At 71.4% G+C, this 13,682-nt stretch carries 10 protein-coding genes; 6 read left to right on the forward strand and 4 right to left on the reverse strand.

Translation table 11 applies throughout. The features are described from left to right. Positions 1-19 precede the first annotated feature (19 nt). From FBZ83_RS25255 to FBZ83_RS25275, 5 genes are all read left to right on the forward strand, one after another. Complete coding sequence (locus FBZ83_RS25255; protein ID WP_145689452.1) at positions 20-1,102, forward strand: ABC transporter substrate-binding protein; 1,083 nt, start codon at positions 20-22, stop codon at positions 1,100-1,102. A 124-nt stretch (positions 1,103-1,226) separates the two neighbouring features. Further along, positions 1,227-2,357, forward strand: a complete 1,131-nt coding sequence (locus tag FBZ83_RS25260) for an ABC transporter ATP-binding protein (protein WP_145689453.1) — start codon at positions 1,227-1,229, stop codon at positions 2,355-2,357. Position 2,358: 1 nt separating this feature from the next. Continuing rightward, positions 2,359-4,143, forward strand: a complete 1,785-nt coding sequence (locus FBZ83_RS25265; RefSeq protein WP_145689454.1) for an ABC transporter permease subunit — start codon at positions 2,359-2,361, stop codon at positions 4,141-4,143. 50 nt (positions 4,144-4,193) lie between these two features. Then, a complete protein-coding gene (gene dapA / locus FBZ83_RS25270; RefSeq protein ID WP_145689455.1) occupies positions 4,194-5,114 on the forward strand; it encodes a 4-hydroxy-tetrahydrodipicolinate synthase in 921 nt (306 codons plus the stop codon). Between the two features lie 85 nt (positions 5,115-5,199). Beyond that, complete coding sequence (locus FBZ83_RS25275; protein ID WP_186466187.1) at positions 5,200-6,072, forward strand: IclR family transcriptional regulator; 873 nt, start codon at positions 5,200-5,202, stop codon at positions 6,070-6,072. A 5-nt stretch (positions 6,073-6,077) separates the two neighbouring features. Here FBZ83_RS25275 and FBZ83_RS25280 read toward each other — a convergent pair whose 3' ends face one another. The 4 genes from FBZ83_RS25280 to FBZ83_RS25295 all read right to left on the reverse strand — a co-directional run bounded on the left by FBZ83_RS25280 (position 6,078) and on the right by FBZ83_RS25295 (position 12,155). Then, on the reverse strand, positions 6,078-8,615 hold the full coding sequence (locus FBZ83_RS25280; protein ID WP_145689456.1) for an ABC transporter ATP-binding protein/permease: 2,538 nt from the start codon (positions 8,613-8,615) through the stop codon (positions 6,078-6,080). 8 nt (positions 8,616-8,623) lie between these two features. Further along, entirely contained in the window at positions 8,624-9,571 is a 948-nt protein-coding gene (locus FBZ83_RS25285; RefSeq protein WP_145689457.1) for an ABC transporter permease, read from the reverse strand. Positions 9,572-9,581: 10 nt separating this feature from the next. Further along, on the reverse strand, positions 9,582-11,153 hold the full coding sequence (locus tag FBZ83_RS25290; RefSeq protein ID WP_145689458.1) for an ABC transporter substrate-binding protein: 1,572 nt from the start codon (positions 11,151-11,153) through the stop codon (positions 9,582-9,584). A 93-nt stretch (positions 11,154-11,246) separates the two neighbouring features. Beyond that, the gene (locus FBZ83_RS25295) at positions 11,247-12,155 is read right to left on the reverse strand and encodes a LysR family transcriptional regulator (RefSeq protein WP_145689459.1); all 909 of its coding nucleotides are present in this window, start codon (positions 12,153-12,155) and stop codon (positions 11,247-11,249) included. A 111-nt stretch (positions 12,156-12,266) separates the two neighbouring features. Between FBZ83_RS25295 and FBZ83_RS25300 the strand changes: the two genes are divergently transcribed. Next, positions 12,267-13,682 carry an MFS transporter gene (locus FBZ83_RS25300; protein ID WP_145689460.1) on the forward strand — a complete coding sequence of 472 codons (1,416 nt, stop codon included), beginning with the start codon at positions 12,267-12,269 and terminating at the stop codon, positions 13,680-13,682.

Below are 13,682 nucleotides of genomic sequence, written 5' to 3' on the forward strand. Positions count from 1 at the left end.
ATCCTCGAGGAGTTCCGACATGAGCACACGTCAATCCGGCTGGTCCCGCCGCACCCTGCTGAAAGCCGGCGCCGCCGGCACCGCGGCGCTCGCCATGCCGGCGATCTGGAGCCCGGCCCGCGCGCAGAACAAGCGCATCGTCGTGCGCGACGACGGCGGCATCTACACCAAGGCCTACGGCGAGGTCTTCTACAAGCCCTTCACCGCGGCCACCGGCATCGAGGTCGTCGGCGTCCAGGCCAACGCCGAGCCGACCGCCCAGATCCGCTCGATGGTCGAGGCGAAGTCCTACACCTGGGACATGGCCAAGATCAGCGAGCCGGCCATCCTCATGCTGACCAGCGGCGACAAGCCGATGCTGGAGAAGCACGGGCTGGAGAACGATCCGGCGGTCGCCGGCATTCCCAAGCAGTACATGTCGGAATACGGCGTCGGCACCAACGTCTACACCACCGTGCTGGCCTACCGCACCGACGCCTTCAAGGGCCGCAAGGCACCGGCCTCCTGGAAGGATTTCTACGACGTCGCCGGCGTCCCCGGCCGCCGCGCGCTGCGCAAGCACCCCTTCGACACCATCGAGCAGGCGCTGATGGCCGACGGCGTGCCCACCGGCGAGGTCTATCCCTGCGACTTCGACCGTGCCTTCAAGGCACTGGACCGCATCAAGAAGGACATCCCGATCTTCTGGACCAGCGGCGCGCAGGTCGAGCAGATGCTGATCTCCGGCGAGGTCGATCTCGTCCCGACCTGGGTGTCGCGCCCGCAGGCGGCGATCGCCGCCGGCGCTCCGGTCGGCATCGTCTGGGACCAGAACATCTGGGGCCTCGACAACTGGGCCATCCTGGCCGGCACCCCGAACGCCGACGCCTGCCGCCAGTTCATCAAGTTCACCTGCGACCCGAAGCGTCAGGCCGAGCTGGTGAAGTACTTCCCGGCCGGCGTCACCATGCCCGACGCCTTCAAGCACATCGATCCGGCGATCGCCCCCAACTGCCCGACCTTCCCGGCGAACATCGAGAAGGGCGTCAAGATCAACGCGCAGTTCTGGCTGGACAACCAGCAGAAGGCGCTCGAGCGCTACAACGCCTGGCTGCTTAGCTGAGGCGACGGGACGCTCCGTCCCGACTGAGGACCCGCGACCGGACCCGCCCGCAGGACGGAGCCGGTCGCGGGGCTCCCGCATTTTCTCCCCACTCCCTTTCTTTCTCGACGCGAGGAGACCTGCCATGTCGTCGTCCAGCCTAACCGTCCAGGGCCTCGCCAAGCGCTACGGCGATTTCGTGGCGCTCGCCCCCACGGATCTCGTGGTCGCCGACGGTGAATTCCTGACCCTGCTCGGCCCGTCGGGCTCGGGCAAGACGACGTTGCTCAGTCTGCTCGCCGGGCTGGTTCCGCCCGACGAAGGAATCGTGCGCATCGGCGCGCAGGACGTGACCTACGCCCCGCCCTACGAGCGCGACATTGGCGTGGTGTTCCAGAACTACGCCCTGTTCCCCCACATGACGATCGCCGAGAACATCGCCTTCCCGCTGAAGATGCGGAAGATCCCGGAGGCCGAGGCGAAGAAGCGCGCCCGCGAGGCGCTTGAGATGGTCCATCTGCCGCACATCGCCGGGCGCTACCCGCGCGAGCTGTCGGGCGGCCAGCAGCAGCGCGTCGCGCTGGCCCGCTGCATGGTCTACAAGCCGTCGATCATCCTGATGGACGAGCCGCTGGGCGCGCTGGACAAGAAGCTGCGCGAGCACATGCAGCTCGAGATCAAGCATCTGCACCGCGAGCTGGGGACGACGGTCGTCTACGTCACCCACGACCAGGAAGAGGCGATGACGATGTCGGATCGCATCTGCCTGATGAATTCCGGCCGCATCGAGCAGCTCGGCACGCCGGCCGACCTTTATTTCCGCCCGCGCACGCTGTTCGTCGCCGACTTCCTCGGCGAATCCAACCTGCTGCCGGCCTCGCTGGGGACCCGGCTGGGCGACGAGGCGGAGATCCGGCTGGGCAGCACCGGCCTTCCGGGCCGCGCGCTCGCCAACGGCCAGGACCTGCCGCCGGGCTCCCCGGTGCGGGTGATGGTGCGGCCGCAGAACCTGACCATCGCCCGTCCGTCGGGGGATGAACCGGCCGTGATGGGCCGGGTGTCCGACGTGATGGTCACCGGCAGCCTGACCAAGGTCTACATGCAGCCGCTCGACGACGCCCTGCCGCCGCTGGTCGCCGCCTTCGCCACCCGCAACGAGGCCGAGGCGATCCGCATCGACGACGTGCTGGCGCTGTCCTGGGACAGCCGCGACGCCGTGGTGATCGCGGACCGCGGCCCGGCGGCCATGCCCGCAACCACGGCCAAGGCGGCCTGACATGAGCGACCAGATCATGACCATGCCCCACGCCGCCCCACGGCGCGGCGCCCCGCCGGCCTGGCGCAAACCGGTGCTGATGGGCGCCCCCATCGTCCTGCTGCTCACCGTCTTCCTGGTCTTCCCGGTCGGGCAGCTCCTGGCGCTCAGCGTATACAACGGCCAGGGTTTCACGCTGGCGCCCTACCAGCAGCTCTTCGCGTCCAGCCTCTACGTCACCGTGCTGTGGATCACGCTGAAGATCTCGCTGGCGACGACGCTGGTCGCGGTGGCCGGGGCCTACCCCATCGCCTACCTGATCTCCGTCACCAAGGGGCCGGCGAAGAGCCGTCTGATCTTCTGGGTGCTGCTGGCCTTCTGGACCAGCTTCCTGGTGCGCGCCTTCGCCTGGGTCATCATCCTCGGCCGCAACGGCGTCATCAACGGCACGCTGATGTCGCTGGGCATCATCGACCGCCCGATCGACCTGCTCTACGGCTTCGGCTCGGTTCTGGTCGGCATGGTGCACGCCATGCTGCCGCTGGCGGTGATGACCATGCTGGCGGTGATGGAGAACATCGACCGCACCCTGCCCCGCGCCGCCAGCACGCTCGGCGCGCGTCCCGGCACCGCCTTCTGGACCGTCTATTTCCCGCTGTCGCTGCCCGGCGTCGCCGCCGCCGCGATCATGGTCTTCGTGACGGCCATCGGCTTCTTCATCGTGCCGGCCCTGCTCGGCGGACGGCGTGAGACGATGATCACCCAGCTCATCATCGACCAGATCCAGCAGACGCTGAACTGGGGCCTGGCGGGCGCCATCTCGGTTCTGCTGCTGATGGTGGTGCTGGCGGTGTTCCTCCTCTACGACCGCGTCTTCGGCTTCGCCACGCTGACCGGCGAGACCGCGGGGGCCGCGCACAACCGCGACACCGCCATGCGGCGGCTGGGCGGCCGGGTGCTCGGGCTGCTGGGTGCGGCGAGCGACGCGTTGATCGGCCTCTTCCCGCGCCGCCGCCCGCGCGGCACCGGCGAGATGCCGTCGGCCGGCCTGCGGACGCTGGTGTGGGCGATGCTGGTGCTGATCAGCCTGCCGGCCTTCCTGATGGTCCCGCTGTCCTTCGGCGAGGCCGGTCTGGCCTGGCCGCCCACCGGCTTCTCGCTGCAATGGTACGAGCAGCTGTTCCAGTCCCCGCTGTGGATGCAGGCGCTGACCCGCTCGCTGGTGGTGGCCTTCGGCACCGGCCTGCTGTCGATGGCGATCGGCGTGCCGGCGGCCTTCCTGATGGTGCGCACCCGGATGCGGGGCAAGGGCGCCATGCTGGCCTTCATTCTGTCGCCGGTGATCGTGCCGCGCATGATCATCGCCGTCGGCATGTTCTACCTGTTCGCCCAGATGGGGCTGGTCGGCACCATCCTGGGTCTGGTGATCGGCCACACGGTCGTCGCCGTCCCCTATGTGGTGATGACGATGACGGCGGTGCTGCGCAACTACGACACCCGGCTCGACCTCGCGGCGCAGAGCCTGGGCGCCCGTCCGCTGGCCGCGCTGCGCCACGTCACCTTCCCGATCCTGGGCGCCGGCATGCTGTCGTCCTTCCTGTTCGCCTTCGCCACCTCCTTCGACGAGCTGACCATCTCGCTGTTCTCGTCGGGCGGTCTCAGCGCCACCCTGCCCAAACAGTTCTGGGACGAGGTGACGCTGCAGGTCTCCCCCGTCATCGCGGCGGTGTCCACCGGTCTCCTCGTCTTCGTCGCGGTGCTGATCTACGCCGCGGACCGGCTGCGCCGGCGCAGCCTGGCCTCCTGACCAGCGCCCGCGCCGACGCGTCCATCTCTTCGCACTTCCAAGGATACATCATGCTCGATGCCACCAAACTCCGCGGCATTCTGCCCGCCACCCCGACGCCGGTGACCGCCGACGGCACCATCGACGTCGCGGCGTCGAAGGCGCTGTTCTCCTGGCTGAACCGCCAGGGGATCGACGGGGTGGTTCCGCTGGGCGGCACCGGCGAGTACGGCGCGCTGGCGCGCGCCGAGCGCAACCGCTTCGCCGCCTTGACGGTCGAGGCGATGGCCGGCCGGAAGCCGGTGATCGCCGGCGTCCTCGACACCGGCTACCACGACGCCCTGGCCGCGGGCCGCGATTTCGCGGCGGCCGGCGTGGACGGCCTGCTGGTCCTGACGCCCTACTACACCAACCCGACCCAGGCCGGCATCCGCGACTATTTCCTGCGCTACGCCGACGAGTCGCCGGTGCCGATCCTGATCTACGAGATCCCCTACCGCACCCGCATCGCCGTCGATCCGGAGGTGCTGCACGAGCTGTCGCGCCACGAGCGGATCGTCGGCATGAAGGCCTGCAACACCGACATGTACCATTTCCTGCGCACGATGGCCGGGCTGGACCCGTCCTTCGCCATGCTGAGCGGCGAGGACACGCTGTTCCCGCTGCATGTGGCCGCGGGGGCCAAGGGCGGCATCGTGGTCACGGCCAACCTCCTGCCGCGCGCCTGGCGCCTGGTCTTCGACCTCGCCTCGTCCGGCAAGACCGCCGAGGCGCTGGAGGTGCACCGCACCCTCATCCCCATGATGAACCTCGCCTTCGCCGAGACCAACCCCGGCCCGATGAAGTCGGTGATGGACCTGATCGGCGTGAACGCCCCGGCCATGCTGCCGCCGCTGCGCGAGCCGCGGCCGGAGCTGCGCGAGGCGCTGAAAGGCGAACTGGCGCGCCTTCTGACCACCTATGAAGGGCTGCCGGCGGCCGCGGTGGCCTGACCGGTGGCAACGCTTGCGCGTGGCATCCGGCGCGCCGGATGCTATGCGTAGGCGAACCATGCCGACGACGCGAGGACGAGCACCGATGAAGGCCGGAAAGACCACCAGGACGGGCGGCATGGCGGAGGAGGACGGCCAACAGGCCGGCACCGCGCCGGCCGTGAAGCCGAAGGCCGACCCGCGCGAATCCTCGCTGTTCGTCGGCTCGACCGAGAAGACCTTCCAGATCCTGCACGCCTTCGACGGCCCGCACCGGCAGATGCCGCTGTCCGAGATCGCCAAGGCGGCGGGCCTGGACCGCAGCGCCGCCCAGCGGCTGGTCTACACGCTGGAGACGCTCGGCTACCTGCGGCGCGTCCACGGCACGCGCAACTACGCGCTCAGCCCGAAGATGCTGCAGTTCTCCTACAACTACCTGCGGGCGAACGAACTGATCGAGAAGGCGTCGCCCTATCTGCTGGAAATCAGCCGGAGCGTCGGCGAGACCGCCAACCTGCAGGAGCTGGACGGCCACGAGATCGTCTTCGTCGCCCGTTTCCCCGGCCGGCATCTGGTGAACATCGACATCATGGTCGGCAGCCGGCTGCCCGCCTACTTCACTGCGTCGGGAACCGCCATCCTGTCGCGCCTGTCGGAGGAGGAGCGGGAGGAGATCCTGGCCCGCACCGACCTCCGCCCGCTCACCCCCTTCACCGTGAACGACCCCGGCCGGCTGCGCGCCCGCGTGCAGGAGGCGGCCGAAAAAGGCTACGCCGTGGTGACCAACGAGACGGTGATGGGCGACATCTCGGTCGCCGCCGCCATCACCGACGAGCATGGGCACGCGGTCGCCGGCCTGAACATCTCCGTCCCCACCACCCGCTGGACGCCGGAAACGGCCGAACAGGAACTCGCCCGCCATGTGCTGGTGGCGGCGACCTCGATCTCCGTCAACAAGTTCGCCGGCTACCCCCGGTAACGGCGTCAGGACGGAAGCGTCGGCACGGCGGCGATCAGCCGCCGCGTGTAGGGGTGCTCCGGCGCGGCGAACAGGCGGTCGCCCGGCCCTTCCTCGACGATGGCGCCGGCGGCCATCACCACGACCCGGTCGGCGATGGCCTCGACCACGGCAAGGTCGTGGCTGATGAACAAATACGTCAGCCCATGCCGCTCCTTCAGCGCCGCCAGGAGATGCAGCACCTGCTGTCGGACCGAGACGTCGAGGGCGGACACCGCCTCGTCGAGCACGATGATCCTCGCCCCGGCGGCGAGCGCCCGCGCGATGGCGACGCGCTGCGCCTGCCCGCCCGACAGCTCGTGCGGGTAGCGGTCCAGGATGGCGGGGTCGAGGTCGACCGACCGCATCAGCCCGGCCAGCCGCCCCTCCCGCTCCGCGGCGGGCACACCGGCCAGGAAGCGCAGCGGCGCCGTCAGGGTCCGCCGGATCGTCTTGCGCGGGTTGAGCGAGGACAGCGGGTCCTGGAAGACATACTGCACCGTCCGGCCCAGCGCCCGCGGCCCTTCGGCGGCCAGTTCGGCGAGGGGACGCCCGTCGAGCCGGACGGTCCCGCCGGTCGGCCGGCTCAGCCCGACGAGGCTGCGGGCGAGCGTCGACTTGCCGCTGCCCGACTCCCCGACGATCCCCAGCGTTTCCCCGGCGGCCACCCGCAGCGATACGGCTTTCAAGGCAGTGACCGCCGGGCGTGACCGCCCGAACAGGGACCGGCGCGCCGCGTATGTCTTGACCAGATCGCGAACCTCGACCGCCCAGCCCACCGACGACGCCCCCCGCGGCGGCGTCTCCGGGCGCCGTGACCGCCCGAGGACCGGCACGGCGGCGAGCAGGCGCCGGGTGTAGGCGTGCCGCGGGCGGGTGAGGACGCTGCGGGTGTCGCCCTCCTCGACGATTTCCCCCTGGAACATCACGGCCACCCGGTCGCAGAGACGGGCGATGACTCCGAAATCGTGGCTGATGAAGACGACGGCGAGGCCCCGCCGCCGGCGCAGATCGTCCAGCAGATCCAGGATCTCGGCCTGGACGGTGACGTCGAGCGCGGTGGTCGGCTCGTCGGCGATGATCAGCTCCGGGTCGTTGGCCAGCGCCATGGCGATGCCGACCCGCTGGCGCTGCCCGCCCGACAGCTCGTGCGGGTGGGCGTGGACGAGGGTGGTGGGGTCGGGCAGCTTCACCGCGGCGAACAGCTCCACCACCCGCCGGTCGGCCTCGGCCCGCGGCACCGGGCGATGGGCGCGCAGCGCCTCGGCCACCTGCGCGCCGACCGGCATCAGCGGATGGAGAGTCGTCAGCGGGTCCTGGAAGACGTAGGCGATCCGCCCGCCGCGCAGCCGTTGCAACGCCCCGACCGGCAGGGCCAGCAGATCGTCCCCGGCGAACCGCACCGATCCGCCGCGCACCACGCCCGGCGGCGAGGCGACGAGGCGCGCGATGGACAGCGCCGTGACCGACTTGCCGGACCCGGACTCGCCGATGATGCCCAGGCATTCGCCGGGGGCGACGCGCAGGTCGACGCCCTTCACCGCGTCCACCGGGCCGTCCGCCCGATTGCCCGCCGTGTCGAAGGCCGTGCGCAGGCCAGTGACCTGCAGCAGCGCGCCAGGGTCCGGGGCCGAATTCCCGCCGCCCCCGGCAGCCCGCTCCACCCGCGTGGCGGCGCCCGGCGCGCCGGGGATGCCGGAGCGCAGGCGCGGGTCGAGCGCGTCGCGCAGCCCGTCGCCGATCAGGTTCATGCTCATCACGATCAGGAAGACGACCAGCCCCGGCACCGCCGCGACGTGCGGCGCGGTGATCAGCGCCTTGCGCCCCTCGCTCAGCATCGAGCCGAGGTCCGCCTGCGGCGGCTGCGACCCCAGCCCCAGGAAGGACAGGCCGGCGGTCTCCAGGATCATCCAGCCCACGGTGGTCGAGGCGGTGATGATGATGACCGGCAGGACGTTGGGCAGCACCTCGCCCAGCAGGATGCGCGCCTCGCCCATGCCGGACAGGCGTGCCGCGTCCACGAACTCCCGGCGGCGCAGGCCGGCGGTGGCGCCGCGGACGTTGCGCGCGAAGAAAGGAATGTTGGCGACCACCACGGCGTAGAGCGCGTTGAGCAGCCCCGGCCCCAGCGCCGCCACGATGGCGAGCGCCAGCAGCAGATAGGGGAAGGCCATCAGCACGTCGATGCCGCGCATCAGCACGCCGTCGGTGCGCCCGCCCGCGTAGCCGGCGACCAGGCCGATGGCCGACCCGACCAGCGCCGCGAGGAGGGAGGCCGCGACGCCGACCCCCAGGCTCAGCCGCGTCCCCCAGACCAGCCGGGCCAGCACGTCGCGCCCCAGCGTGTCGGTGCCGAGCCACGCCCCGGCGCTGAAGGGCGGCAGCAGGCGCCGGGCGGGGTCGATGGCGTCCGGGTCGGCCAGCGGCAGGACGTGCGCGGCGAGCGCGGCCAGGACGATCAGCGTCAGCAGCACGAGCCCCAGCGCCGCCAGCCGGTTGCGCATCACGCGGCGCAAGAGAGCCAAGCCGCCCCTCACGGCGCGATCCTCGGGTCGAGCAGGCGTTGCAGTATGTCGGCCAGCAGATTGAACAGCACATAGCTGGCCGCGACCACCAGGACGCCGCCCTGGACCAGCAGCACATCGCGCGTCGCGATGGCGTTGACCAGCATGCGGCCGATGCCCGGCCACTGGAACACCGTCTCGATGTAGACCGCTCCGCCCAGGACGAAGCCGGCCTGGATGCCGATCACCGGGATCACCGTCACCATGGCCGCCCGCAGCGCGTGGCCGAACACCACGCGGCGCTCCGTCAGCCCCTTGGCCCGGGCGGTGCGGACGAAGTCCTGGCGCAGCACCTCCAGCATGGCCGACCGCGTCAGCCGGGCGATCACCCCGGCGGCCACGATGGCCAGCGTCGCCGCCGGCAGCGCCAGATGCCACAGCAGGTCCGGCAGGTCCCCGCCGCCGTAGATGGAGACCATGCCGCTCACCGGCAGAAGCTGCCAGCGGACGGCGAAGACCAGGATCAGCAGCAGGCCGAGCCAGAAGGTCGGCATGGAGATCCCCACCAGCACGGCCAGAGTCACCAGCTTGTCGGCGAGGCCAAACTGCCGCACGGCGGACAGGATGCCGGCCAGCAGCCCGAGCACCGACGCCAGCACCAGCGCGGCACCGGCCAGCACCAGCGTGGCGGCGAAGCGCTCCGTCACCTCGTCGAGAACCGGCCGGTTGAGGCTGGAGGAACGCCCGAGGTCGCCCGCCAGCACGTTGCCCAGCCACGTCGCGTAGCGCACCGGCAGGCTGTGGTCGAGGCCGAGGTCCTGGCGGAGCCGCGCCACGTTCTCCGGCGTCGCGTAGGGGCCGAGGATCGCGGTCGCCGGGTCGCCGGGGATCAGCGCCATGATCAGGAAGACGATCACGCTGAGCCCGAACAGCACGGGGACGAGCGCCGCGAGGCGGCCGAGGATGTAAGACCTCACGGGCGCCCCCTCAATCCTTCGACACGCGGTCGAGCAACAGGAAGAAGGACGGCTCCAGCGCGAAGCCGCGCACCGCCGCGGTGGTGACGGCGTTCTGCTTCCAGTGCGCCACGAAGGCCCAGGGCGCATCCTCCACGATAATGCGCTCGGCCTGCCGGTAGAGCGCCCCCCGCTCGTCCCGGTCGCCGCTGCGCCGCGCCCGTTCCAGCAGCCGGTCAAGCTCCGGATTCGCGTAGTAGCCGGAGTTGAACCCGCCCTCTTCCGGCAGGGCGCCGGAGCGCAGGGTCAAGTACGGCAGGGTGTCAGGATCGTTGGTCATCCAGGCCATTTCGGCCATGTCCGCCGCCTCGCCCAGCCCGCCGTTCACCCGCGCCAGGAAGCTGTTCCATTCGTAGGTTTCGATGGTGACGGCCAACCCCACGGCGGCGAGGTTCGCCTGGATCGCCGTTCCCATGGCGACGGAGTCGAGCATCCCGGACCCGCCCTCCGCCACATAGAAGGTGAGCCGCGCGCCCTCCGCCCTGGCCTCCTTCAGCAGCGCCCGCGCCCTGTCCGGGTCGTAGGGATAGCCCGTGGCCGCGGGGTCGGTGGCCCAGTCGAAGGCGGGGGCGGTGGGGCCACGGGCCGGGATCGCCGTGCCCTGCAAAATGCTATCGGCGATGGCCCGCTTGTCGATGGCGTAATTCACCGCCTGCCGGACGCGACGGTCCTTCAGCGGCCCGTGCCGGGTGTTCAGGATCAGGAACCACAGGTGCGGCCCGGCCTGCTCGTGCACCCGGAAGCCGTCGCCGTCGCGGAACTGGGACAGGGCGTCCGCCGGCACCTCCACCATCACGTCCAGGCCGCCGGCCAGCATCTCCATCGCGCGGGTGTTGGGGTCGCTGACCGGGCGGAAGATCACCGCGCGCAGTTTGGCGGGTGTGCCCCAATAGTCCGGGTTGCGCTCGATGGTCAGGCGCCGGCTGCCCTGCCACTCGACGAAGCGGAAGGGTCCGGTGCCGACCGGCCGCCGGCCGAACCCCCGGCCCTCCTTCATCACGGCCGTGGGCGAGACGATCAGGCCGGTCGGGTAGGCGAGGTTCGAGAGGAAGGGCGCGAAGGGCTCCTTCAGCGTGATGCGGACGGTGAGCGGGTCCGGCGCCTCGACCCGGTCGATGGCCGCGAAGAAGAAGGCCAGCGGGAAGGGGCCGGTGTCGGCGGCGGGGTGCGTCCTGTCCAGCATGCGGTCGAAGTTGAACTTCACCGCCTGCGCGTCGCAGGGCGTGCCGTCGTGGAAGGTGACGCCCGGACGCAGCGTGAAGCGGTAGGTCAGCCCGTCGTCGGAGACGCTCCAGCGCTCAGCCAGAGCGGGCTCGACGTCCAGGGTTCCAGGCCGGTAGCGGACCAGCCCTTCATAGAGGTTGACCAGGATGCGGAAGTCGTTGGTGGCGGTGCTGACCGCCGGGTCCAGCGACGCCGGTTCGGCGATCTGGCCGACGACCAGCACGTCCTTCGGCACCGGCGCCGCCCGGAGCGGCGCGCCCGGCAAGGCGAGAAGAGCGCCGAGGAGCAGGCCCGCGAGCGCGCGTCGGAATCCGGTCATTGCGTCCCAGCCGTCGAAGTCGATCCGACCTTATCAATGCCGGGAGGGGGAGGTTGTTGCGCCGCTTCCGCTCGGCCGAGGGTGCGTTGCGGGTCAGTCCGGCTCGCGGCAGGCGGCGAGAATCCGCCCGCGCAGCCAGCGGTGGGCCGGATCGGCGTCCTGCCGGGGATGCCACATCTGCGTCACCACGACCTCGTCCAAGACGGTGGCCAGACCGGCGGGAAGCGGCAGGGTGCGCACCCCGGCCACGCCTGCGGCGAGCTGGCGTTCGGACACCAGCGCGGTCAGGTCGGAGGCACGGACGATCGCCAGGGCCGCCGGGAAGCTCGGCACCACCGCCACCACCTTGCGGGCGAGGCCGAGGGCGGCCAGCGCCTCGTCCATGCGGTCGCGCACCAGCCCGCGCCGCGAGGTCAGCACATGGCCGCAGGCTGCGTACTGGTCCGGCGTCACCGCCTCCAGGTGGGCCAGGGGGTGATCCTCCCGCACGGCGGCGACCAGCCGGTCGCGCAGCAGGCTCTGCACCTTCAGCTCCGGCGTGGTTTCCGAATGCACCCCGATGTCGAGGTCGATCAGCCCGTCGCGCAACGCCTGCGCGTCGCGGTTGCCTCGCGGCGCGAAGCGCAGAAGGACGCCGGGCGCTTCGGCGGCGACGCGGCCGACCAGCCGGGCCGCGTAGACCTCGATGAAGCTCTCGCTGGCGCGCAGGGTGAAGCCGCGCTCCAGCCGGGCGATGTCGATGGCCTCCGCCGGACGCAGCACCGCGCGGACCTCCTCGGCGAGGCCGGGCACCCGCTCCCGCAACTGGACGGCCCGCGGCGTCGGGACGAGGCCGCGCCCGGCCCGGACGAGCAGCGGGTCGCCGGTGACCGCGCGCAGGCGCGCCAGGGTGCGGCTCATCGCGGACTCGCTGAGGCCGAGCCGGCGCGCCGCCTTGACGACGCTGCCCTCCGACAGCAGCGCATCGAGCGCGAGGAGGAGGTTGAGATCGGGATCGGCCATGGAGCCCGAGGCTAACACATGGCGCTTGGTGCAGGAATAACCTGCACGGGCGGCGTCTTCCGCCATGCCAAGCGGAGAGCGACATTGATCCAACCCCTGTTGGAGACGCCAATGCCCCGTTCCGCCCTTGCCCGAACACCCGATTCCCCGCATCCCGACGGGCTGCCCATGCCCCGCCGCGCCGTGGCCGGCGCGTCCGTCATCGCGGCGATTGTGCTCGTCGTGCTCGACGCCGCCATCGCCAACCTCGCCCTGCCGACCGTCGCCAACACGCTCGGAGTTCCACCCGCCGACACCGTCTGGATCATCACCGCCTACCAGCTGGCGCTGGTGATCGCGCTCCTGCCCGTCGGCGCCCTCGGCGAGAGTCTCGGGCACCGCCGGGTGTTCACCGGCGGGGTGCTGCTGTTCACCGTGGCCTCCGCCGGCTGCGCCCTGGCGCCGACGCTGCCCTGGCTGATCGCCGCGCGCTTCGTGCAGGGGCTCGGCGGCGCGGCGGTGATGGCGCTGGGCGTCGCGCTGCTGCGCTTCGTCTATCCGCAGCGGCTGCTCGGCGCCGCCATCGGCTGGAACGCCCTGGCCATCGCGCTGGCCTCGGCGGCGGGACCGACGATTGGAGCGGGCATCCTCGCCGTCGCCCCCTGGCCCGTCCTGTTCGCGGTCAACATCCCGGTCGGGATCGTGGTTCTGGCGACCGCCCGCGCGCTGCCCGCCGTCGCGGGAACCAAGCGCCGCCTCGATCCCGCCAGCGTCGCCCTCAACACCGGCTTCTTCGCCGCCCTGGTGATGGGGGCCGAGACCGTCGCGGCGCAGCCCCTGCGCGGCGGCGCGCTGCTGCTGGCCGCGGCGCTCTGCCTCGCCGGGCTGGTCCGGCGCGAAAAGGACCGCGAGGCGCCGCTGGTGCCGCTCGACCTGCTGCGGGTGCGCTCGTTCCGCCTGTCGGTGGTCGCCTCCGTCCTCTGCTTCACCGGCCAGATGGCCGCCGCCGTGGCCCTGCCCTTCTACCTGCAGCACGGGCTCGGCCAGGGCATCGTCACGGCGGGGCTGTTCCTGGTGCCGTGGCCGCTGGCGACCGCCGTCGCCGCACCCATCGCCGGCCGGCTGTCCGACCGTGTGGGAACGGGCTGGCTGTGCGCGGTGGGCGGCCTGCTGCTCGCCGCCGGCCTCGCCCTGTCGGCGGCCTGGCCGCTGGAACAGGACCCGCGGCCGCTGCTGGCCTTCATGGTGATGTGCGGGTTCGGCTTCGGGCTGTTCCAGACGCCCAACAACCGCAACATGCTGCTGACCGTGCCCAAGGCGCGCAGCGGCGCCGCCGGCGGGATGCAGGGCACCGCGCGTCTGGTCGGCCAGACCGCCGGCGCGGTGCTGATGACCGTGCTGTTCTCGCTGCTGTCCGGCCCGGAGGCGGCACCGCGCCTCGGCCTCGCCGTGGCCGCCGCCCTCACCCTGGTTGCCGGCCTGACCAGCCTGCTGCGCGTCCCTGCGAAAGGCGCGGCGGAGGCCGTAGAGGCGCCGGCCCTCCGGTGA

The sequence above is a fragment of the Azospirillum brasilense genome (assembly GCF_007827815.1).
In the GTDB taxonomy this organism is placed as follows: Bacteria; Pseudomonadota; Alphaproteobacteria; order Azospirillales; family Azospirillaceae; genus Azospirillum; species Azospirillum brasilense_C.

What these genes read in the sequence shown, in the direction of transcription:
- FBZ83_RS25255 (WP_145689452.1), top strand. Translation starts at nt 20, where the DNA reads ATGAGCACACGTCAATCCGGCTGGTCCCGCCGCACCCTGCTGAAAGCC.
- FBZ83_RS25260 (WP_145689453.1), top strand. Translation starts at nt 1,227, where the DNA reads ATGTCGTCGTCCAGCCTAACCGTCCAGGGCCTCGCCAAGCGCTACGGC.
- FBZ83_RS25265 (WP_145689454.1), top strand. Translation starts at nt 2,359, where the DNA reads ATGAGCGACCAGATCATGACCATGCCCCACGCCGCCCCACGGCGCGGC.
- dapA (WP_145689455.1), top strand. Translation starts at nt 4,194, where the DNA reads ATGCTCGATGCCACCAAACTCCGCGGCATTCTGCCCGCCACCCCGACG.
- FBZ83_RS25275 (WP_186466187.1), top strand. Translation starts at nt 5,200, where the DNA reads ATGAAGGCCGGAAAGACCACCAGGACGGGCGGCATGGCGGAGGAGGAC.
- FBZ83_RS25290 (WP_145689458.1), bottom strand. Translation starts at nt 11,153, where the DNA reads ATGACCGGATTCCGACGCGCGCTCGCGGGCCTGCTCCTCGGCGCTCTT.
- FBZ83_RS25295 (WP_145689459.1), bottom strand. Translation starts at nt 12,155, where the DNA reads ATGGCCGATCCCGATCTCAACCTCCTCCTCGCGCTCGATGCGCTGCTG.
- FBZ83_RS25300 (WP_145689460.1), top strand. Translation starts at nt 12,267, where the DNA reads ATGCCCCGTTCCGCCCTTGCCCGAACACCCGATTCCCCGCATCCCGAC.